The sequence below is a fragment of the Aeoliella sp. genome (genome assembly GCF_965227375.1).
Taxonomy (GTDB): domain Bacteria; phylum Planctomycetota; class Planctomycetia; order Pirellulales; family Lacipirellulaceae; genus Aeoliella.
The window spans coordinates 265,594-288,066 of the sequence record NZ_CBDDFX010000001.1 but is presented as its reverse complement, the minus strand read 5'-3'; the positions used below and the strand labels follow the sequence as shown (position 1 = coordinate 288,066).

Genomic DNA, 22,473 nt, shown 5'->3' with positions numbered 1-22,473 from the left:
GTTGCTCGGCAATTGTCCTGCCACAACAAGCCAAGGCGGTACGCTGAAGCCAAGAACGTTACAGATATTGCTTCGACTACGGCGGGAGGAGGTCTGATCAGCGAGGCTTGCGCTCGCTTCGCCAAGTGCCCCAAAGCGGATCTACCTGTCCGTTGCGAACGAGCACCGCCTTCACGGTCAGGTAGTTGTCGCACAGAAAACCCTCGTAGCCCCATGGTGTACCATCCCAAGCGCGCCAATCGTTCGTCATCGCCCCATTGCTGCTGGTGCCTTGGAAGGCTCCTTCGTTGAACGACTTGAGGATCGGAAAGAGAATGCGATCGGCTTGGTCTTTGCGCCCGAGATGGTAGAGTGCGGCGAGCGTGTAGTAGACATGATTCGCAGAGGCACCGCCGTTTTCGTAGACGCCAAACGCCCCTTCACCGCCCCAACGCGACGCACTGGAGTCGTAGTAGTCCTGACTGGGAATCACCTCGAGGTTGCCCGGCAAGCCTAGGTCGAAGCGGTCGTAGCCGACATCTGCCATCTTCTTGAGCATGGCGTCCATCAACTGGTTGCACTTCTGTGGATCGTCGACCACTCCATACGTGATGGCCAAGCCTTGCACGAAAGTAAACCCATAGTCGTGCAACATGCCATCGCGACTCTTCCACCCGGCGAGCATCTGCGTGTCGGGATTGTAAAACGTGGAATAGTAGGATCCCTTGAGTTTGTCGGCGGCTGCTTGAAATCGGCGCGCGTCTTCCTGCCGATCGGCGACTTTGGCAAGTCGAGCCAGCCCACCAAATGCTCGGTAGGCTAGCGCGTTGGAGTAGGCGTCCTCGTGGCCAAAGTTCACGCAGTCCCACCAGTTGGCGGGCCGAAACCGACAGTCGTTGAGGTTGCCGCTTTGGTGGTACTCGATCAGCCCATTGCCATTGGAATCGGTGTCGAGCGACAGATTGGCCCACTCAATCAACTTGTCGATGTGCCGCTCGACCCACGCGTCATCCTGCATCGCCTGATAGTAGTTGTGCGCGGCAATCAGCAGCGAGGGGTACGTGTCGAGCGATGGCTCAGGGTAGTCCCCGGTGGCGTGCCCTGGCATGCCGTAGGTTGTTTGCCCAGCCAAGAGTCGTTCGAGCGAGTCGCGCAACAGCTGCGGACCGGAAACGCCATCAGCCATCGTGCCGGTGAGCATGGCAATCTCACTGTACTCGTGGTAGCAGAGCGCACATGGATCGGAACCGGCGTGGTTGGCGAGGATTCGATGGTTGGCGGATAGCTGCAGCGTGTTCAACCAGCAACGGCGGAATCCGTCGAACCGAGGATCGTCCTCCACCAAAGTCGCTTCGGGCAGCACTTGGATGACCTCGAAGCAGTACTCCAAGTCCAAGTCGGCCGGAAACGTGATGGTCATCTTCTCGAAATCAGCCTCGTACGCCAAAGCGGGCTGCTGCGCGGCCTGGGCATTGGAAGTGATGCGAAGTGTCCCCTGGGCTGGGATATGAAGGATGGCGGGCAGCAGGATCCGGCCGTCGTCACCGACCTTGCCGAGCAGCGTTGCGTGCGCCGGGCGGCGACCGCGGAAGCGAAAGCGGATGGAGAACGGTTCTGCCGAGCGATCGTCGTCCGTTTGCACGCGTACGAAGAATTGCTGCTCTTCGAAGCGGAAGGAAGTGGTCGCGCTAGAGTCGGCGCTGGTATAGGTCGCCCCGCGTGGTTGCTGGTCCAATCGATACTCGCCGGCCGGTGACGTTGGCAGCACGCCGTTCGGCGAACTGCGGCCCTTTCCCAGGGAGTCGACCCACAGCGACGTGATCGCCGGGTGGGTCGGCGCCAATTGGACTTCGTACCACTTGGTCAGATGCGAAGGAGGTTGCTCGCCGAATGCGGGCGTCGCGCTCAGCAGAGCAACGGCCGCGAACAATGTGCCGACAGGGCGCAGCCACTTCATACACTTACGCCTTGCGGGTGCGGAGGCGAATGGCACACAACGCACCCAGGCCAAGCAGCAGTACAGTAGCTGGTTCGGGAACGTTCTGTATGTTCGAAACGCTGCCACCAATCGATTCTCCAAAGTGGTTTTTCCAGGCGAGGTAGTCGTCGCTGCCGACGTTGCCGGTGTTGTTGGGGTCGCGATTGAGAAGCCCTTGTGAACTACCCAGATTATTCCGCCACACGACGTAATCCGCCAGATTCACAATGTCATCCCCATTGTAGTCACCAACGAGCCCCTCCGTTTCCACGTACAGCACCGGCGAAGTATAAAACACGTCGGGCGATGTGCCGGCGACGTGGTAGGTGAACACCAGGTCCTGGTTTTCGCCGCCCACGTACGCGTTGCCCAGCGGCAGGTCCGCCGAAGCCGCTATCAAGGCGCTACCAGGATGTGCCTGGGAGAGTTCCTGTGGAAGCGAGCCTAACGTGCCCCAATCGCCACCTTGCACGCCCTGCCACTGCCCTGGATCGAGCGAATTGGAAGGACTTTGCACGCGAAAGATATCGATCTCAATATCCTCACCGCTATTGTTTTGCAGGCGCATCGCACCAGTCAGCTTGTTCGCTTGAAGTTGCAGCGGGTACTCGAATTCCGGGTCGCTCACTTCGGAAATACTCACGTTGTCGAGCTGGATACTATCGCCCGCTGCGCCGACCACTGCATCGGGAGAGGAGAGCCGCATCCATAGTTCCGTATCGGGCAGGAAGTTGGCGTTGTCGATCACGGCCGTCACTCGAATCGGCCCCTCGGGGTCGCCGGTTCCGTTGGTGTCGATGGTTGTAAACACGAAATCGGGAGCAGTGGTCACCGAGCCAGCAGGCTGCTTTGCCAGAGCGATGTCGCTACCATCGGCACCGAGGAACGGTCCCAGGAACAAGTCGACCTGTACCGACGAGGAGAGGCGGTTGATGTTCTCAAACCCGGTGCCTTCGGGATCCAAGAACACCGCGCGTTCGAACGTGTCGTATTGCACTTCGATGCGATTGGTGCCTGGGGTGATGATGCCGACGTTCAGGTAGACATAGTCGAACGGTGCTTCGAAGGCGAGCGACGTATCGCCGGCGAATGTTGGCAGTTCGTCGCCGCCGCCGGCATCGTAGTCTCCATCCAATCGCAGTACCGATCCCGAATCGAACCACGCAGGAACCCCACCCACTTCGAAGCTTCCATTTGCTACAGGCTGCGTTTGAAAATCGCCGTTGATGACAAACAAAGCCTGACTCGGAGATGCGAAGACCATGAATAGTAACACGAGTGAGCAACCTACGCCGCGCAGCGGCAGCCGGGCTGTTTGCGATTGTCGACGACCGCGGCCCAACCAAAGGAAGCTGCCCAGCAGTGTCGCCACGATCGCCGATTGGGGTTCGGGCACCGCGGCCCCAAGAGCCGAGATGGGAAGGGCAGCCGCGCCCGGATTTGCCTGCATATAGGCATCATTGAAGAACACAAAGTCGATCACGTCGGTCACTCCATCTCCATTGAAGTCGGACGCACGGTAAGTCTCCGCTGGTGAAAAGCCGGTAGTGTCGGTCAGGTAGTTCGCGATAAAGACATCGAAGAAGTCGTCCAGGTCGATATCGCCATCGTAGTCCAGGTCGCCGAACTCGAAGGGGTCCAGACCACTCGTTCCGGGCACGAACAAGACCTGCGCCTCCATCTCGGTGCCTCCATCAATCAACACGGAGAATTGGAGATCCTCCTCCAGGCCTTTGATCCACGCTGATCCGAGGTCGACCGTGGATCCGAACATCCCACCATCGCCGGAGAGCGGGGCTTCGTTGAATTCGAACGGGGTATCGGAGATCACCGTCCAAGGGCTGTCGTCGACCGACTCGTTGCCACCATTGGACGCCGCGTCGTAGTTGCCCGTGACTGAGGTCCAAGTCGTGCTATCCAGTGCGCCACTAGCAGAGGAGATGCGGTAGCCAACCACATCCTGTAGCGGCGATGCGTTGTCGTTAACAATCGTTACGTCGCCGGTGGTTCGATCGACTTCCAGGCGGAAGGGGAGGGGTGTGAGGTCCTCGTCCAGGCTGAAGGCCGTGGCCGTGCCTTCGACTGGGCTCACGTAACGGGAGATTCCGACGTGAGTAATCGGCGTTGCGGCGGGATCGATATCAACGGGGCCACGGACCGAGTTGCCATTGATGAAGTACTCCACGGTCCACTGCGACAACTGGGTGTTTAGTTCCATCGACATCTGCGTGGCGCCTGCGAATGCACCATGCAACACCAGGTCTTCCAGTCCGTTCGCTGTGCTGTCCAGAGCCGAGTAGATCTCGTCGACGAAGCCCGACTGTTGCGCTCGCTTGAGCATCCACGGACCGCCAGCCTGATCGCTGAAGGTGTCGACCGTGGGATTATTCATGAATCCCAACGTCATGTAGTTGAACGTATCGCCGCTGGCCGACAACGTGGCGGACAGCATGTACTTGCCGCCTGTTTGCGGAGTGAACGGCAGAAAAGCGTTAGCGGAGTCAAAGCCGTCGACACCTGCCACCGCATGCCCGTCGGCGAACCAGGCGTCTTCGGCCACCCAAGGAGTGCCTGCCCCGGTGCCAGCTTCCACGCCCACTCCGTTTAGCGGATCGGAGTCGGTGCCCGTGAAATCATGCTGATAGATAGCAACGGCCGGGCAGTTGGCTGCGTAGAGCACCACTGCGGTGGAGACGATGGCTACTGCAGACTGTTTGAATACTCGCATCATTGCTCCACATCACCGAAGCCGAGGTAGTAAGTTTGGAAGCCCCCAGAGGGCACACGCCCTCTGAGGACGGTATATTGCCAGGACAATTAGCGTTCGCATGTGCTCCGCTTGGAGAACGCCACCCAGGAAACGCATCCCAGCAACAATAAGGCAACTGTCGAAGGCTCGGGCACGACGCTCAGGCGGAACTCTGCCGCCGTTCCTGTGATGGGAGCGACGTATCTCGAAATGCCTACGTGGGTAATTGGTGTAGTTACAGTATCGATCGCTTCGGGCCCACGAACCGAGGCACCATCGATAAAGAACTCAACGGTCCAGGTTGGGTCCGAGGTGTCAAGTTGCATCGCCAAGTTGGTGGCACCAGGAAAGGCTCCGTGAAAAGCCAGGTCGCCAACGCCGTTAGCGGTGCTGTCGAGGGCCGAGTAGATGTCGTCTACAAAGTTTGCCTGTTGGCCCCGCTTGAGCAGCCACGGGCCACCCGCCTGGTCGCTCAGCGTGTCGACCGTTGGATTGTTCATGAACCCCAACGTCATGTAGTTGAACGTATCGCCCGTTGCCGTGAGCGTGGCGGAAAGGGTGTAAGTTCTGTTCGGTAGCGGCGTGAATGGCAGGAATGCGTTGGCCGCATCGAACCCATCCACTCCAACGACCGCGTGGCCATCGGCGAACCAAGCCGCCTCGGCCTCCCACGGCGTGCCTGCGCCGGACCCTCCTTCGACCGCTACGCCGTTCAGTGGATCAGCATCACTTCCCGTGAAATCATGCTCGTAGATCGACGAGGCGTGCACCACTCCATTTACGAACGCCACGAGGCAGAACCCATGCAGCAACACTAAGCGGATCATCATTAGTACCCTTCGCAAAAAAAGAGGCCTGAGAATAGAGGTTCGTCGGACAAGCTAGTCAAAGACAATTCGAGTGGATGTTCTACCCGTGCAACGATGCGTCCCAACCGCTGCTCGAATCGAGGCGAGCGATTTTCTCGCGAGTAGAAACCAACAACCGACGATGGCGTGGCTCCGGCTAGAGATGGGACCGGGGCAATTCAGAAGCTGAACCACAGAGAGAACTCCGGCCTCGACTACGCCGACCAATTGGCCAACAAGTGTGACTACAGACCTGGGACAGGTGCAATGCATTAGGCTTCTCTCAAATGATGTGTGCTTCTGCGCCCCGAACACGCCGCGCTGCATCGCGCGAACGTACCGCTAAGAAATGCTTGACTAACTCGGTTATACTTGCGGTCCTGGGCACTCGCAAGAAATTGGCCACCTCACTTTAAGCCACCCATCCCCCTGCTGGGGTGGCGTTCACCACTCGCTGGTCGACCAAGTCTCTTTGCATCCTCGCGATCACCAATTGCCAACAAAACACTGCAATAGCAGCACACCAAGAACACTAGAATCTGTTGCCGCTGATGCCTCCTGATAGCGACTGGACCGCCCGAGGTGTTCGCCCTTCGACCTCGAATTTGCCGAATACTCGCATCAAGCCACACCTTGGCATGGGGGTCATCACCTATGGATGGTGGTTCACCGTAATTGAGACTGGCCGCCAATTGTCGCGTCCGACGATGACTGTCGACTATGTTTCCTGACCCTCAAGTGAGAACTGGAATTCGTTGTGAACTCCTTCCTCCACTTCCTCGCTCAACTCGCTCTCGAAGTTGTATTGCGGAGGAATGTACTGTTTGAATGCCGGTTGATTCATCGCCTCGACGAAACCCACCTCCTTATTGGCTTCGATTCGCACGGTGTTCATTCCGACGGGCGCGAGCAGTGAGAACTCGCCTTGTTCGATCTTGCCCGATTGTGGAGTGGCGCCACTATCTGGATCGAAGTTGATGTAACCTGCTTCGATCGGCACGCCGTTCCAAGTCACGGTGCCGCTCACTTTAGCCATGCCGGCGGGGACGTCGCTGCAGCCACTTAGCACACAACAAAGCCCAGCCAGGGCGAGCGAGATAGACATGCGGTGTCGCATCGTATTGCTCCGAATACCCATCAGAAGACTTCCTCACCATCGCGGCTGCCTAAGGCTCGGTAAAGCGCCGGATCGATCGTTTCGGTTAGGAACTCGACGGAACCATCCAAGCGGCAAGCGTTCACACCGCCGGGGTGGTAGCTGCGTGCCGATATGGCGAGTCCCTGGCCGCCATCGCGCCAGATGCAGGGCGCCTCAGGTGGGGCATCGACACCCCCGCACCATCGGAACGTGTCCGGCTCAGTTGGATTGGGTGGACGCCTGGTGGTGAAGAAGACGTTGCCACAGATAGGGTTGTAGTACCGCCCGCGCAAGTCGTTAAGGGTTTGGTCCTCGGTGAGAATAATCTCGGAGAGCAATAGAGTATTCGAAGTGCCATCGGTGACTTGAGCCTGACGGATGCTCGACTTCGGAAACAGCACTCCATCCAGGTGAGAAGCCACGGTCCAGTAGTGCTTCCCTTTGTGTCTGGTGATGAGGCTCGGCCGATCATCGGGATCGAACTTGTCGAAGAATCCCGAGGCGGCGCAACCCACGTAGTTGCCGTGAAAGCCTTGTCCAGGGTCGTCGAAGCCAGCCGGCAGCGGAGGCAGCGCTCCTGCGTGAGTATGTGTCTTCGGACTAATTCCGTCTGATGGGCAAGTGGCGCTGGGGATGACGGACACCAAGCCAGGTACGTAGTTCAACGCACTGGGGTTGCTGGCGGTCTCCATGTGTTCCTTCAGTCCGTCCGCCAAGGCGGCGAACTCGACGTAGGGCAAAATGTCATGAAACCAACAAAGGCGATCATCCTGCCTGGCGGTCCCGTCGCCGTCGTTCAACTCGTTTGTGGCGCCAGTCGGGTATCGCCCGAACGCGGTTTCGTACTCCAGAACGGCCAACCCCATTTGCTTGAGGTTGTTGGTGCATGTAGACCTGCGAGCCGCTTCGCGTGCTGCCTGAACGGCGGGAAGAAGCATCGCCACCAGAATGCCAATAATGGCAATGACAACCAGCAACTCAACCAGCGTGAACCCATCTCGGGTGCCCTTGCAACGATCAATCAACGCACACCCTCCCAGTCTCTTTTGTCTCTAGTTGCCCACTCCGGCAGTGTAAGAACCCGCTCCATGGCGTGATGTTATGCCCAATTATAACCCGGCCATCCGGTATCCATCGCGAAAAGCACCGCAATATCCCCCTCGCTTTAAGCCATCCAGCGCAATGGACAACGCCCGACTCAGCTCGCTATGCAAGGAGTTGAATTCACTCGAAAGAAGTGCGGGCGAGCGAATGACCCACACACCCCTTGCAATAAGCCACTCGGCGCCACGGTTCGAACGGATCCTTGCAAGCCCTCAGCATGTCGAACGGACGTGCAGCGGACTCAATCGAGTCACCCTTGTCTGTGACGTTTGCGAAACTCAGCTGGAGGTATTCCCTCGCTTTCCAGCAACGCCAACCGCATGCGCTCGTTGCTGGTAAAGCCGGCTAAGTTGGTGATGAGATTGATGGGCAGTTCGGTCTCGATCAACAGACGCTTGGCGCGAGTTAAGCGGCAGTAGTTGATCTCTTCGAGAATCGTTCGGCCACGGTGCGCCACGAATCGCCGATCGAGCGTTCGCCGTTTGACCTCCAGTTCATTGGCAATCTTGTCGATCGCCAACGGGTAGTGACTCGTCGTCCAGATGAGCTCCAAGGCTTGCTGAACCATGGGATCACTGGTGCTGGGAATGCAATCGGCGCCGTCGCTGGCGAACGGTTCCAGCGTTCGTGTTACCAAAGCCATGCACCACATCGACAGTGCAATGGAATTGGACGTGGGATTGGCGTGCACCTGTTCAAGCAAAGCATCGAACTCATCGCCCAGCCTGGCGGAGTGTTCCGGCTCGACGGAGTACAGTCCTGGCGACAGCAGGCCCAGAGCGCAGAACCGATGCATCAACTCGCCGTTGAAGCTCACCCACTTCTCGGTCCAGCCCGTCTTTTTGTCTGGGCGATAGCGGTGCCACTGCTTCGGGGCTAACAAGATGACACTGTCGCCTTCGATTCGCTGATTGCCCGACTGCTTCGACTCGTACTCGCCCGTTCCGTCTTTCACGAGGATCAGCGCATACTCCGGCAGGATGCGCCCGTGGATCCACTCAAACTGGTAGAGCGCCGGGTGTCCGACCGGCGGGTACTCCGAGCCAGGGCCAATCACCCCTCGACCTGCGCCAGTGAGATAGGCGCCAGTCCGCATCAGCGAGTCTGCAACGGGAAGGTAGTGGTGAAAGCCGTCGTAGGGTTCCATGGCCGATGCAAAGCTGAATAGGTACGCACAACGCGTTACGCGCGATTGGTCTAGTTTAGCCCGTGCACAACAGGCTCTGCAACGCACTCGAAGCACCGCGACGAAGACTACTTTTTCAGCGCGCCAGGCACCAACGACTGGACCGCATGGCGGTAGTCCGCCATAGATTCGCGATGTACACCAGCTTTCCGGAGTCGGTGGGCTGCATTTCTCAATACGCCGGCTAAATTGCAGAGTTTTCGATCAATTTCGTTTCTTTTTGTCTGAAAACTGCGCCCTCTACCGGATTAGGGTAAAGGAGCCCCTTGTCCATTCGGCTGGAGTGCACGCGCACCTATGAATCAGCAGTCGCAATTCCTTGAACTTTACCTAGCTCACGAGCAAGAGCTACGAACTTGCATACGTGCGCTAGTCCGCAATTACTCGGAATACGAGGACGTATTCCAGGTGGTCGTGCTTCGACTTTGGGAGAAGTTCAGCACGTACGATGCAGACCGCCCCTTTGGGCCGTGGGCGCGAGGTGTTGCAGTACGCGAGGTGTTGGAGGCGAGGCGGAAAGACGGTAAACGCCCCACCCCATTCTCGCCGGAAGCCGTGCAGGCGATCCTCGACACGTTCGAGAGTTACTGGCTGAAGAATCGCCCTTCCTCGGATCGCATGGAGGCGCTCGAGCAGTGCGTCGACTCGCTCCGCGAACGACAAAAACAACTGCTTGGACTTCGTTACAGCGACGGGCTTCGGATGTCTGAGCTCGCCAGGCGATTGGGCCGAACGGCCGCCGCCACTCAGCGTGAATTATCGCGTCTTCGCGAGCGGCTAGCCGATTGCATTCGTCGCCGACTTGCTCCAGAGAGTGGAGGGTCCAAATGACTCCTAGTGACGCAAGTGGCGAACACGCACGAGCAGTGGATTCCATACTCGCCCACCTGGATGGGACCATCAGCGAAGAGGAACTTCGCGCGCTCGACGAACAATTGGCGAACAACCCGGACGTAGCCCAAGCGTTCGTGGACCTTGCCTGTTTGGAAGGCAACTTACTGGAACTTCATCAGCGCGACTTGGTGGAAGCCAGCGCTGCGGACTTGTTGTCGGAAGCCGGCATCTCGTTGGCGACCCGCCGTCGTACGCCTGATGTGGTGCAGCCGGCGTCCCGCGGCAACGTGATTCTCTCGCACCCCATCGTCTCCACGGCAGCAGCCTTGGCTTGCATGTTGCTGGTTGGGCTTGGCGTCGCCTGGCGCACAGGTGTTGGTTCAGCGGACGTCACGTCGCCTCGCTTCGCTCAGGTTATTTCTTCGGTCGATTCGCTGTGGGCCAGGGATTATGCCCCCGACCCCGAAGGCTGGATACCAGAGGGACTAGCGAAACTTGAGCGAGGGCAAATCGAGTTGCAGTTTGGCACTGAAGTGCACGTGGTCCTTGAGGCCCCTGCCGAATTCGAAGTGTTGAATGCGAGCGAAGTTCGGCTGATGAGAGGAAAGATGGCCGCGCGAGTGAATGGCGAACTGGCCGACTTCCATGTCCACACTCCTATGGCCGAGGTCATCGATCTGGGCACGGAATTTGGCATCGCGGTAGAACCACATGGCGAGACGGCCATCGCGGTGTTTGATGGCAAGGTTGACGTGTCTCCCGAAAAGGGTCGGAGCGTTGCAACAGAAGCCCAGGCCGTGCGGCGGCTGAATGCGGGCGAAGGCCTGCTCTTGGACCGGCTGGGAACGCAGCGGCGCATCCGCAGCGTGGAGGACGACACCTTTCCCTCCCTCACTCCGACACGCAGGCCGGTTCCCTCGAGCACACCTCCGCTGATCGCGGGCATTCGCGACAACCTTCGCGATGAAGATAGCCCCAAGTTCTATCGTGTCGTGCGTGGCGGACTCAAGGAAGATGCCCTGGCGTATGTCGACCGGGAACATGAGTGGAATGGAGTCGACGAGTCGGGCATTCCGGCAGAACTGCAAGGCGCCGACTACATCATGACCTTCAATGAAGACAAGGCAGCCAGCCATTTCGAGGTCGTGTTGACGGTCGGGCGACCTGCCAGGGTTTATGTCTTATTCGACGACCGGGGCGCAAAGCCGAAGTGGCTGACAACTGGTTTTGTCGAGACCGACCTCAATATTGGAGTAGATGAGGGCCCTACTACAAACCACTTGGATTACGACATTGCGACTGGCCCCGGAACCAGTGTCGACCATGTGTTCTCCATTTGGAGTCGCGATTTGCTCGAACCGGGCGACTTGACACTGGGGCCGCGCTTCGGAGGCCATTCACGATCGATGTACGGAATTGCTGTTGTACCCCTGCCGGCTACGGAGACGAATTGATGAAGTACCGTGGCTCGCGACGCGAACTGCTGAAGGGCGGCCTGACCATGGGCGCGGCCCTGGCGCTCTCGCCGACATTGGTCGAGGGGGACGAAGTTGCTGCGCATGCACCGCTCGCCGCGCCGCCCCCCGAAGGCGCCGAGTTCTTGACGGCCTATCCCTACGGCGGGCAGATCCTGCTGCGTTGGAACAACCACATCGTGGCTGCCTACCGTGCGAATCCGGAACAGAAGTATCCCTATTTGGGCAACTTAGCGGGGCCTGCGTCCGGTTTGTCGCTCACCACCGAGTCGTCGTTGCCATATCCTCACCACCGAGGAGTTTGGCTCGGCTGCGACCCGTTGCACGGTGGCGACTACTGGAAGGACTCGAGCCACGATAGAGGACAAGTCCGCACCACCCGCCTGGAAGTCCTGGACCAGTCGCCCACCGCGGTCTCGCTTGCGAACGATTGCACCTGGGAGCGGCCGGGCCAGTCAGCGTTGCTGGACGATAGCCGTACGATCAAGTTCCACGTGGTGGACGAAGAGCGTCGTACGATCGACTTCGACATCACATTGACGGCCAAGCAAGACATCAGCATCGGCAAGGCCAAGCACTCCTTCTTCGCACTGCGGGTCGCCCCGGACTTGGCTCCGCAAAATGGAGGCACCTTGGTCAATGCCGAGGGCCTGGTGGGCGAAGCGGAAACCTATGGCCAGCCCACGCGGTGGTGCGACTACTACGGCGCCCGCGCACAGCGGCCCGACGTGGTCGAAGGGATCGCTGTGATGGACCACCCCGAAAACCCTTGGGCGCCTTGCCCTTGGTTCACTCGCGACTACGGCCACTTGTCGCCGTCGCCATTCAACTTCTTGGGCAAGAAGTGGCAACTAGCTAACGGCGAGTCGATACGGCTCCGCTACCGAGTCGTCTTGCACGCAGGCTCACCCAAAGAAGCGGATCTGAATGGTTTGTGGGGCGATTGGGTTTCTGTGAAGGCTTGAAGTAAGAGAGTTCATCGTTGTGTCGTTTTTCAACTTGGGAGTTCTTTTCGAGAAAGTGAGAAGTCTAATGATCTGTGTAAAGAGTTCTATGACCACTGTTGCCGTTTTGACCCTTGTGACCTCAGTGGCTAGCGCGGCCTCAATTTATTCATCCGATTTCGAGGCGCCTGAGTACTCTGTCGGCGATGTCGATGGCCAGGGTGGCGGCGAAGCTGGCTGGCTGGGTCCTTGGGTGAACATTTATACAAAGACCGCTAACGTCTCAAACGCGGATGCCAACGGAGGCACTCAGTCCCTTGAGTTCATTTCCTCCGGCGGGGGCGGTAGTGATCGCGTCGCCTACTATCGCAACCATCCGATCGCAGAAGCCGGAAGCAGCAAAACCGTTTCCATGAAGTTCGACCTGAATCTTGCAAGCTTGGAGAATGGTTCCTTTATCATCTATGGCCTCGACACAACCAATGCAGTTGGGCCAGAGATCACGTTGGTACACAGCGGCAGCAACTCGTTTGTTGATGTCTTTCGGCGAGACGGAGCTAGTAGCACCGATTCGGGCGTCGACGTGACCGGAGGCGAATGGCACACTTTTGAACTCGTCTCCGATATGGCCACCAGTACGTATAGCTGGTCGGTGGATGGAGTTGTCCAAGAGACTGGACTCGGATTCCGATCGTCACCTGCTGGGCTGGAACGCGTGAGGTTCTGGTCCACCTACAACAACGGCGTCTCTTACCTTGACAATGTGGTAGTCACCGCAATCCCCGAACCCTCCACCATCGCGCTGATGGGCATGATTGGTGTGCTTGGATTTGTGGCCTACCGAAGAAAGTAAACCTATCGTTCGCATGTTCTCGCAGGGGGGCGGCAAGCCCCCCTGCGGAGAGCCTGCTTTACACCCGCCGGATCTTCGCTCCTGCTTGTCCTCCATTTGGACAACAGGCACGACCGAATGTTCGTCGATCACCAAGTATCAAAACGCAACTGAGATGGCAGAACTAGTCTATTTTGCATCTGCCAAAGAAGAACTACCTATGGAGAAACAGGCAATGAATTGGTTCCCACTGACACTTAGACTCTCACTGGCTGTTGCTGTCGCCTTGGCGTGCACCTCTGGTGTAGCGCACGCTGTGCTTGTCGCTCAGACAGGGTTCGAAAGCCCTGAGTACACTACCGGCATGTCCGTCGATGCAGCGGGGCAGGGAGCTGGCGAATCGGGTTGGACCAGTGGTTGGACTGATCTATATGACTCGAACTCCGACATTCAATCGGTAACTGTAAACGGTGGAAGCCAGGCGCTGCAGATTACTTCCTACGGCATCCCTGGTACCCCCAACTCCGCTGGACCCGACAATATGTACTCACCTCGGGCCGCATATATTCGCACGGTAGATAGAATCAGCGGACCAATGGTCGTGTCGCTCAGCTACGACCTCTACGTCGACGACTGGGGCGATCAAGGACCGATGCTGCTGTATGTGCAGGACTCCGATGGATCCCATGGCCCAACGCTACTCTTCGATACTGATGGAACACTGGAAGCCTACAATGATGGTACTCCAAGAATTGACACCGGAGTCGACATCCTGGAAGACACCTGGTACGACATCGACTTGGTTGCAAATTATGGTACTCGACAGTTCCAATTGCTGGTCGATAACGTCGATGCGGGAACCTATAACTTCAGGGAGGTCGGCACGGAAGGTTTTGGTAGGATCCAATTCTACCAACAGATTAACGGCACTGCCTTCTATGACAATGTATCTATCGAAGCAGAGGAGTCGTTCCTCGGTTTGTCCGTCGAACGCCGGCCTGGCGAAGCCACGGGTTCGATCACGCTGCGAAATTCTTCTGGCGAGAATGTCGAGATTGTGGGCTACACCATTCGCTCGGCTTCCAGCGCGCTAAGCGAAACTAACTGGATTCCGATTACCGGAAACTACGACGACACGCCGGGCACTGGTGACGGGTCGGTGGACAACGACGACGTGTGGACCATCCTGTCGGAGAACACTGCCCCGGCGGATCTGAGCGAGACGGTGTTCGGTTTCACGGGTCCCAACACGCCCGGAGTCTTGGCGAATGGGGCCACCATCGACTTGGGCAACGCCTGGGTGCAGAATCCCACGGAAGACCTTGTACTCGAACTGCTGCTTGCCAACGGCGACATCATCACGCCGGGCGTTGAGTTCACCGGCAACGGCGACGCGAGCTTCGCGCGATCCGACCTCGACTTTGATGGCGACATCGATATGGACGACTTCTTAGTCTACAACAGCGGCTTGTTCACAGACCTTTCCGCGTTGACCTTGCCTTTGGCCTACCAGCAAGGCGATATCGATGGCGATGGCGACAACGACTTCGACGACTTCGTGCAGTTCAAAGCCGACTTCGATGCCTTTGCGGCCTCCGTTGGCGGACTGACATTTGCACAGGTGACAGCCGGTGTGCCCGAACCGAGTTCCGTGTTCTTGCTTGTCACCGGTGTGGTTGCCATTGGGGCGGCACTGCGTCGACGCTCGTCGGCTGTGGCCGCATTGATAGTCGTTGCCTTGATCGCAACAAGCGAGGCGAACGCTCTTGATCTGGTGGCCCAGACCGGCTTCAACGACGCCTCCGGCATTAACTCCGACGGCACTCCCAGCTCACCCTACGAATCGGGCACGAGCATCATCGGAGGCAGCGGAGCCGGCGAACCAGGCTGGACTAGCGATTGGACCTGGAGCTCCGAGACCGCGCGCATGGCTTCGGCCGCGCCGCAAGCGACTGAAACCTTCGAAGGCGACATGGCACTGCGGATCGATGCCAGCTCGGGCAACAATGCTTCCACCTTCTTCCGAGATTTTACTCCTCTCCAGCCCGGCCACGAGGTCGTGATGAGTGTTCGCGTTCGTCCCGAGGTGTTTACAACGGGCACTCCCACCATGTACCTCATGGACAGCAGCAACGGAGGACAAGGAGCCGTATTCTGGCCTGCGGCCGATGGCTCGGTTGAGCTCAAGGATGGCGCCCCCACCGTGGAGGCGATGCCTGCGAACACTTTCGATCCCAACACCCCGAGCTGGCTGCAATTCGAAATCAAATCGGATATCGCAGCGAAGACTTTTACTTTGAGCCTTAACGGCGTCGATTCCGGAGATGTTTATGACTATCGAACGGGTGCGGTGAACATCGACCGGTTCCAGATTTGGTCAAATGCGACGCTGGCCTTCTTTGACGAAATCGTCATCTCCGAAACACCCCACAATGAAGTGGAGCAATTGCAGTTGCAGGTGAATCAGGAGACGGGCGAAGTCAGCATCGTCAACACATTCGGCGAGACGTTTTCGCTGGACACCTATAAGATTACGTCTGCCAACGGCTTCACTCCTGGCGACTGGGATAGTCTTCAGGATCAAGACACTGCCAACGCCGTTCCCCTGGGAGCCGGTTGGGTCGAGGCTGGTGGATCAACCAACAGTCTGTTGGCCGAGACGACTTTGACCCCGCTTGAAATCGGGGCATCAGAGTCTGTCAGCCTTGGCTTCGTCTATGATGAATCGCTGGACATGGAAGACCTCGTGTTCTCCTATCGCGATCCCGCCACCGGTGCTGTCCGCGATGCGTACGTCAGCTACGTCACCGTTGTGGCGCTGACTGGCGACTTCAACGACGATGGCATCGTGAACCTTGCCGACTACACGGTCTGGCGGAACAACCTGGGTGGGCCCGAGTCGGCGCTCAACGGCAACGGCGTTAACACGGGTGGCAGCGCCGGTGTGGTCGACCAGGCCGATTACGCCGCGTGGAAGAGCAACTTTGGCAACACATCGGGCGCCGGCGCTCTGCAAACCCTTAGCACCAACGTCCCCGAGCCCGGCACCGCCACGCTGTTGGTTCTCGCCGCCGGCGGATTGGTGTGCAGCCGAAGGTTCCGTCCAAGAACCATGGCACGAGTGGTTACGCTTGTGATCACCGGAATGCTGGCTCTACAGCAATGCGAAGCGGTAACCGTCGATCGAAGCTTCAGCATGGGCGACACCTTTGGCGAGGGGGGTGGCGATGGCACACCCTCGCAAGGCGAAGTTGCCTCCAGCAGCTTTGGCAGTCCCTTTGATGTGCTGGACGGAGCCACTGGCACCGACCTGGACGAAGACGACCTGGAGAACCTGGGAGGAGCCACGTATCACCTGATTACCGCGGGCGATGTTTCCATGGGTCATCCCGGCAACGTTGGTTCGTCCGCCATGGAGTTCAACGGAGCAGGGAACTTCCTGGCCGACGTCAACCACGCCAACGACGAATCGTTCAACACCATCGGAAGTGGCACCTCGCAAGGGTTGCAGCTGTGGGTGTTTCCCCACGACGAGTCGTGGCAGTCTGAGTTTGGCCAGTCGATCGTGTTCGATTCGGGCAACGCCGGCGGGCCTGCCATCTCGCCCGATGGTATGTGGACGCAAGTCGCATTCGGCCATAGCACCGATATTCCAACCAGTGTCGCCGTCACCGAAGAGCGTTGGTACCACGTGGCCCAACACATCTTTCTAAACACGGATGCCAACGCGCCCAACGTGCTACCCGGCAAAGATCCGGCAAGTGCCAACACCAGCGTGATCTACGTCGATGGCGTCGCCGTTTCGGCCTTGAACGACGTGAACACGAATCAAAGCGTCACTCCGTTTCTAGTTGGCGCTGCGGAGTTCCAGGAAACCAACCTCGCCTTCTTCGATGGCGTGCTGGACGAACTGGAAGTTTATAGCAGTGCGCCCGACGAGTTTGATCTGTTCGCCGATAACGATTACATAGCGAACATCATTCAAAGTATCCCCAACGGGGGTTTTAAGACCGGCGATATCACGCTCGATGGCATCGTGGACGAAAGTGACGCCGACGCCCTGATCGCTGGGTGGCAAAAGGCGAAGATCTTCGAAGGCATCCATAACGACGTGTATGTCGGCGACTTGGAGACCTACGGCTGGGGCGACTTGAACCTCGATGGCGTCGTCAACCTGGCCGACGCGTACATCCTGCACTCGGAGATACCAGGCGGTTTGAATTTCGCCCTGTTGTTGGGCGGTGGCACCCAAGTGCCCGAGCCAGGGGGCCTGCTGCTTCTCGCCGCAGGTACGTTGGGCATAGCCATCGTCCGCAAACGGGCATAGTCCCGCGCCACCTCAGACGGGGGCTGGGCAGCGCACCGTCTGGGGTGGTTATCGGGCTACGGAGCTAAACAGGAACTGAACGGAGAACAACGAAGTGACGAGCCAAATCATCAAGAACCGCAAGGGTTTTACGCTGGTAGAACTCCTGGTTGTGATCGCGATCATCGGCATTCTGGTGGCCCTGTTGTTGCCGGCCGTGCAGGCGGCCCGCGAGGCAGCCCGTCGCTCGCAGTGCCAGAATCGCTTGAAGCAGGCGTCGCTCGCTTGCTTGCTGTTCGAGTCGGCCCGAGGCCACTTGCCTTCGTCGAGCACCACTGTCGACGGTGAAGGGATCGGATACGTGGCGCAGATTCTCCCCTATCACGAAAACGAGAATCTACACGATCTGATTGACTACACGGTTAGCTATCGCGACCAAAAGAACTACATCGCTCGCAACACTCCACTGCCGGAGTTCCGTTGCCCGTCGCAGGCAGCCTACGATCCAGTTTACGAATCTGGTGAGGCTGGTAACACGATCAACAACCCTGAATCGCCGCTGCGGACGCACTTCGTGGCCATCCAGGGTGCTACCATCGACTGCCCGGCACCCAGGCTGCGTTCGCAACCTTATTACGAAATGGACAGCATTTGCCATACGAATGGTGGTAATGCCATCAATGGCTTGATCTATCCGATGAGTGATTTGGAGTTGCGCAAGGTGGTCGATGGGACCAGCAATACGATGATGCTTGGCGAGATGTCGTGGATGGTTCAGATCCAGCGCGGCTGGATCACCGGTGTGTCGTCCGTGCGGTGGGCTTACACCTCAAAGAATGTTAAATACCAGCTCCGTGTAGCGGGGCGGCGGCCGCCCATTCCGGAGCTGCCCGATCTCGGAGTTACGGAAGCCGATCCCGACTATCTGTCGAACAACACCAGCCTGGGAAGCTTGCATCCCGGTGGCGCACACATCGGCATGGGCGATGGTTCGGTGCACTTCATCAGCGAAGATACGTCGGAAATCGTACTACGCGCCTTGGCAAGCCGCTCGGTCGGTGAGATTTTCGAGTCGCCTTTCTGATAGTTCTCTACTTGTGAAAATCGTTTCGATGCAATTCAAGTTGTGCGGCGTTCTGCGGTTCGTTGGCCTGCTGGTCGTGGCAGTTACGGTAGCAGGGTGCAATGGATCTGACCATTACCACGTGAATGGGACCGTAACGCTGGATGGAGATCCAGTGACGGCTGGCAGGGTGCTGTTTGTGCCGACAGAAAGTGGCCGCACAGCCGTTGGCGCCATCCAATCGGATGGTAGCTTCTCCCTAACGACCGACGGGGTCACTGGCGCACGCGCCGGTCACTATCAGGTTGCCGTTCGGCCACCCGGCAGCGCGGTTAGCGAGGAGAGTACGCCGGTGGCGATTGAAAGCAACATCCCCACACGGTACGGCAACGTCGCTACGTCTGATCTGACCTGCGTGGTGGATAGTTCATCGAGCGATGGCGTCCAACTGTCCCTGACGACCAAGGGCGAATAGCGGGCAGCCTGCGTCTTGAGGAACAGGCGTCACCGCCGCTTTGCATCGAAGACCACGCTGTTGACGCCTGGCACGTCGTCAGCGATTTCGCAGCCGCGGAGCGTCTCCTGATCGCTCCCAATCCGCTTGATACGAACGCGATAGAGACCCACTGGAACCATCGGCGCGCTTTCGCCGTTCCGCGTCAGCGTTACTTTGCCACCACGGTCGGCAGCGCCTTGGTAGACCGGCAGGCCGTCGCCCAGGAACGACTCCATTTCAAGGGTCACCGTTGCGCCATCCAGCGGTTTGCGGCCATGCTGTAATCGAATGATCGTTCCGATCCGTTGCGATTGAGTTTGGTAGGCTTCGAGCCGGCTCTGAAGTTCCTGTTCGCTCAGATTGCCATCGCCATCCAAGTCGGCGCGTTCCAGAGCAGACGCCAGTGCTGGACTTTCTTCAAACTCGCTTCCACCGATCACTCCGTCAGCGTTTGCATCGTAGGTCTCTATCGCAAGTCTTGCCGCCTCCGCAGGTTCGTGCAGGACAGGGGTTACACGGTCGGAACAGCCACCGAGGATACTCAGTAGCGGCAGCACTAGACATTTCCGCCATTGCATCGAACGTCTCTCAGGTTACAGAGTTCAGAAAGCTGGACTTTCCTCGCCGCGCGCGGGTGAATCGCGCGCGCTGCGCCCGCGGCAGATCATTGCGTCCGATCGGTCGTCGAGCCTAGCCTCTCCCAAACAAGCAGGTCGATGTCATACTCGATCGAGTGAACGGATCCATCGCAATACACACCCTGCAGTCCCCCCGCATGGGCGCTGCCAAAACGCACCGAGCAAACATCGTCGGCTCCCGTGTCGGGTTGCGGCACGGTGTCTCCCCTGCGGTTGGTCCAGCGGATCATGTCCCAGTCGTAGCCAGCGAGTAGCGAGTTGTTGTCCGAGCAGTTGTTGTCCCTGCTCTCCTCGGAGTAGAACATGGGGCTGAGGAACTTCTCACCCACCATTAAGGTGTTGGAGGTTCCTTTTTCGATCTGTCGCATCTTCAAGGGGAACCGAGGACGAACTACGCCGTTCAGCTTGCGCACGTTCGGCCGAGTGAAGCTGCCCCAATTGCATTCGGGGTACTTGTTGAGGCATCCCGGCGAAGGTCCGTCGTACAAGCCCACCGGATTGCCATCGACGGCAGGGTAGGTACCGCCGCAGGCGGCGTAATCGGACTTGGCAACAAGCCCACCTGGATTGGGCAACGAGTTGTGCGCCCCTTCGGGCCCGTACGACAGCACCGGAGGGCGTCGGCTGGGACAATAGAACGTGGGTATGGGCGTATTGCGCATCTCGGTGAGAGCGAAACGCTTCTGTGCACCGGTAAGCCCGGTGCCGATATCCTGCAAAGCAGATAACTCCAGGTGCACCAAGATGGAGAAGGCCCACCCGCCAGGTTGCCGCTCGCCAGTGCCGAGGTCGGGATCTCCCGACCAGCGAAACCCCCATCCGCCTGATGGGAGTTCGCTAATGGTTGACTCATAGTTCAAGAAGCCCAATCCAATTTGCTTCAAGTTGTTCGCACACTGCGTACGGCGTGCAGCTTCGCGGGCGGATTGGACGGCTGGCAGCAGAATGGCCACGAGAATGCCAATGATGGCAATCACCACCAGCAGTTCAACGAGGGTGAACCCAAGTTTCGAACTTTTGCAGTTCATCTACCTTGTTCTCCGGAAGTGCTGCTCGCCAATCTTGGCGTGTGTAGAGCCACAATCGTGTACGAAAAGAACGTTGCCAGAACAGCGCGTGCAAGGTGACTTTACAGCCCCTGCGACGACGAGCAGATGAGGTGATGAGAGTAGGGATAAGTGCGATGGGATAAGCAGCTAGCGCAGTATTATCTTATCGGATGGAAGACTATTCACCACTTCGCTACCCGCCTCTTTTTCAGACAGCTGCGTTACCTGCTTGCTTTAAGAGTGTTGCCATAGACCTTCTGGTTGCAATCAAACATCCCTATTCGCATATGGGGCCTTGCATGACGCGTTTCTTGCAGGCACTGACCGAAAAGAGGGCGATATCCAATCCCGGAATTCACAACTGCAAGCTAAAATAAACGTCGACAATTCGACCTCGGCCCTACCCAGCGCGTTCACACTTTTCTCGGTAGCTCCGAAGCCTTTTCCTTTGCTCCACCACAGTCCGTGCCACCCCAATTCCAGGGCTACGGCCTGCTGGCCAGGGGCTTCTCGTCCCTTCGTTCAACCCTCTGCCACTCGCAGCCTTGTTCCATCGTGAACTCAGGAGACCTCGATGAAGTCCTTCCACTGCTGTCTGCTAGTCGCTCTGTTCGTCCGTTTCGCTGCGCCCAGCACTGCGCAAGAGTTAATCGCCTACGAACCGTTCGAGGACATGTTCACCGGCTTTTCCGCCGCCGGGCAGGGCAGCGGAATTGGTTGGGGAGACTGGGACGGAGCGTTCTTCGACGACACTTGGGTGCTGCACAAGAACTCAGGCGCCGATTTTGGGCAGTCGAGCATCGAAGACGGTGGTTTGAGTTACACCGACCCAGGTGGAAACATACTGACCGTAGCAGGAAATCAGAAGTTACGCGCCGCGGGTGCAGCTGGCGTCGAAGCGCGGGTGTTTCGTCCGATCGCCGGCACAGGACCGAACTCCACGCTCAGCGACCTCGCCGGCGGAACTGGCAATAGTTACTACATTTCGTTCATCGGAAAGCGCGAGGGCCAAACCGACGCGGAGTACCACGGGACCGACCCGACACCCGAAAACCCGTACAGTCGCTTTGCCCACTTCGGCCTTTACGGTCAACCTCAGGTTACCGAGAACCCCACCAAACCGGGCGAGCAAGCCATCGTCGGCAACACGTTCGTAACCGACGACAACAACCACTGGGTCTTTAGCGGACTAGATGCTCAACTGGATACGGGCGTAACCTACGGTGGCGACGACCAACGTTTCGTGGTCCTCAAGGTGAGCATCGGCGGCGGTACCAATGGGGCCGACTTCGTGGAAATGTGGATCGACCCCGTTTTGACTTCCGAGTTGGATGCCAACGGTACCAACGTGGCGAAGGTCATGGCGAACTATGCGGAGGTAGAGAACGAAGTGGTGCCAGCCGACGGTGACTTCAACGACGACAATGTCGTCAACCTCGCCGACTATGCCCTTTGGCGGAACAACCTGGGAGCTCCGGAAGGCACGCTGCCCAATGTCGGCGGTTTAGTGGGATCGATTGGCGTGGATCACTACAACCTGTGGAAGTCCAACTTCGGAGCGGAGGGAGGGGAGATGGAGATTGTCGATCCCTCGAACTTCACCCAAGCAGCCATCGGCATCGGTGCTGGAAACGATAGTAGCGGCCGCGCGCCGGGAGACATGATCGTCGACGAGATCCGCATCGGCCTGACCTGGCAGTCGGTTACGCCTCACACCACGGCGGGCGCGGCGATTGCCGGCGCGAGAGTACCGGAACCAAGCTCGCTGCTGTTGATGGCCTGTGGTTCGGTAGCCCTGATGGGGATGCGTATCCGGCGCTGCTATACTGCAGCAGACTAGCCACCAGGCTGGCA

17 protein-coding genes are annotated in these 22,473 nt (G+C 58.3%); 9 read left to right on the top strand and 8 right to left on the bottom strand.

Annotated features, from left to right (window positions below; translation table 11 throughout):
• Positions 1–97: 97 nt before the first annotated feature.
• Complete coding sequence (locus tag ACQK2L_RS01325) at positions 98–1,087, bottom strand: MGH1-like glycoside hydrolase domain-containing protein (protein WP_425395127.1); 990 nt, start codon at positions 1,085–1,087, stop codon at positions 98–100.
• A gap of 255 nt (positions 1,088–1,342) precedes the next feature.
• Between ACQK2L_RS01325 and ACQK2L_RS01320 the strand changes: the two genes are divergently transcribed.
• Positions 1,343–1,735 (top strand): hypothetical protein, encoded by a 393-nt coding sequence (locus tag ACQK2L_RS01320; protein WP_425395126.1) that lies wholly within the window; start codon positions 1,343–1,345, stop codon positions 1,733–1,735.
• 205 nt (positions 1,736–1,940) lie between these two features.
• Here the strand turns inward: ACQK2L_RS01320 and ACQK2L_RS01315 are convergent, their stop codons facing one another.
• The 5 genes from ACQK2L_RS01315 to ACQK2L_RS01295 all read right to left on the bottom strand — a co-directional run bounded on the left by ACQK2L_RS01315 (position 1,941) and on the right by ACQK2L_RS01295 (position 8,943).
• On the bottom strand, positions 1,941–4,688 hold the full coding sequence (locus tag ACQK2L_RS01315) for a PEP-CTERM sorting domain-containing protein (RefSeq protein WP_425395125.1): 2,748 nt from the start codon (positions 4,686–4,688) through the stop codon (positions 1,941–1,943).
• Between the two features lie 86 nt (positions 4,689–4,774).
• Complete coding sequence (locus ACQK2L_RS01310; RefSeq protein WP_425395124.1) at positions 4,775–5,536, bottom strand: PEP-CTERM sorting domain-containing protein; 762 nt, start codon at positions 5,534–5,536, stop codon at positions 4,775–4,777.
• A 736-nt stretch (positions 5,537–6,272) separates the two neighbouring features.
• Positions 6,273–6,671 (bottom strand): hypothetical protein, encoded by a 399-nt coding sequence (locus ACQK2L_RS01305; RefSeq protein ID WP_425395123.1) that lies wholly within the window; start codon positions 6,669–6,671, stop codon positions 6,273–6,275.
• 20 nt (positions 6,672–6,691) lie between these two features.
• Positions 6,692–7,717 (bottom strand): DUF1559 domain-containing protein, encoded by a 1,026-nt coding sequence (locus ACQK2L_RS01300; protein ID WP_425395122.1) that lies wholly within the window; start codon positions 7,715–7,717, stop codon positions 6,692–6,694.
• A gap of 329 nt (positions 7,718–8,046) precedes the next feature.
• A complete protein-coding gene (locus tag ACQK2L_RS01295; RefSeq protein ID WP_425395121.1) occupies positions 8,047–8,943 on the bottom strand; it encodes a helix-turn-helix domain-containing protein in 897 nt (298 codons plus the stop codon).
• 336 nt (positions 8,944–9,279) lie between these two features.
• On the opposite strand from ACQK2L_RS01295, the gene ACQK2L_RS01290 reads away from it, so the two are divergent.
• The 7 genes from ACQK2L_RS01290 (at position 9,280) to ACQK2L_RS01260 (ending at position 18,911) form a co-directional block, all read left to right on the top strand.
• On the top strand, positions 9,280–9,813 hold the full coding sequence (locus tag ACQK2L_RS01290) for a sigma-70 family RNA polymerase sigma factor (RefSeq protein WP_425395120.1): 534 nt from the start codon (positions 9,280–9,282) through the stop codon (positions 9,811–9,813).
• Positions 9,810–11,270, top strand: a complete 1,461-nt coding sequence (locus ACQK2L_RS01285) for a FecR domain-containing protein (RefSeq protein WP_425395119.1) — start codon at positions 9,810–9,812, stop codon at positions 11,268–11,270. The genes ACQK2L_RS01290 and ACQK2L_RS01285 overlap by 4 nt, the downstream gene beginning before the upstream one ends.
• Complete coding sequence (locus tag ACQK2L_RS01280; protein ID WP_425395118.1) at positions 11,270–12,256, top strand: PmoA family protein; 987 nt, start codon at positions 11,270–11,272, stop codon at positions 12,254–12,256. The genes ACQK2L_RS01285 and ACQK2L_RS01280 overlap by 1 nt, the downstream gene beginning before the upstream one ends.
• An 88-nt stretch (positions 12,257–12,344) precedes the next feature.
• Entirely contained in the window at positions 12,345–13,088 is a 744-nt protein-coding gene (locus ACQK2L_RS01275; protein WP_425395117.1) for a PEP-CTERM sorting domain-containing protein, read from the top strand.
• A gap of 214 nt (positions 13,089–13,302) precedes the next feature.
• A complete protein-coding gene (locus ACQK2L_RS01270; RefSeq protein WP_425395116.1) occupies positions 13,303–17,394 on the top strand; it encodes a PEP-CTERM sorting domain-containing protein in 4,092 nt (1,363 codons plus the stop codon).
• 94 nt (positions 17,395–17,488) lie between these two features.
• Positions 17,489–18,457, top strand: a complete 969-nt coding sequence (locus ACQK2L_RS01265) for a DUF1559 domain-containing protein (protein WP_425395115.1) — start codon at positions 17,489–17,491, stop codon at positions 18,455–18,457.
• Between the two features lie 28 nt (positions 18,458–18,485).
• The gene (locus tag ACQK2L_RS01260; RefSeq protein ID WP_425395114.1) at positions 18,486–18,911 is read left to right on the top strand and encodes a hypothetical protein; all 426 of its coding nucleotides are present in this window, start codon (positions 18,486–18,488) and stop codon (positions 18,909–18,911) included.
• A gap of 29 nt (positions 18,912–18,940) precedes the next feature.
• Here the strand turns inward: ACQK2L_RS01260 and ACQK2L_RS01255 are convergent, their stop codons facing one another.
• Complete coding sequence (locus ACQK2L_RS01255) at positions 18,941–19,510, bottom strand: hypothetical protein (RefSeq protein WP_425395113.1); 570 nt, start codon at positions 19,508–19,510, stop codon at positions 18,941–18,943.
• Positions 19,511–19,596: 86 nt separating this feature from the next.
• Complete coding sequence (locus ACQK2L_RS01250; protein ID WP_425395112.1) at positions 19,597–20,598, bottom strand: DUF1559 domain-containing protein; 1,002 nt, start codon at positions 20,596–20,598, stop codon at positions 19,597–19,599.
• 595 nt (positions 20,599–21,193) lie between these two features.
• Between ACQK2L_RS01250 and ACQK2L_RS01245 the strand changes: the two genes are divergently transcribed.
• Positions 21,194–22,459 (top strand): PEP-CTERM sorting domain-containing protein, encoded by a 1,266-nt coding sequence (locus ACQK2L_RS01245; protein ID WP_425395111.1) that lies wholly within the window; start codon positions 21,194–21,196, stop codon positions 22,457–22,459.
• The last annotated feature ends 14 nt before the right edge of the window (positions 22,460–22,473 follow it).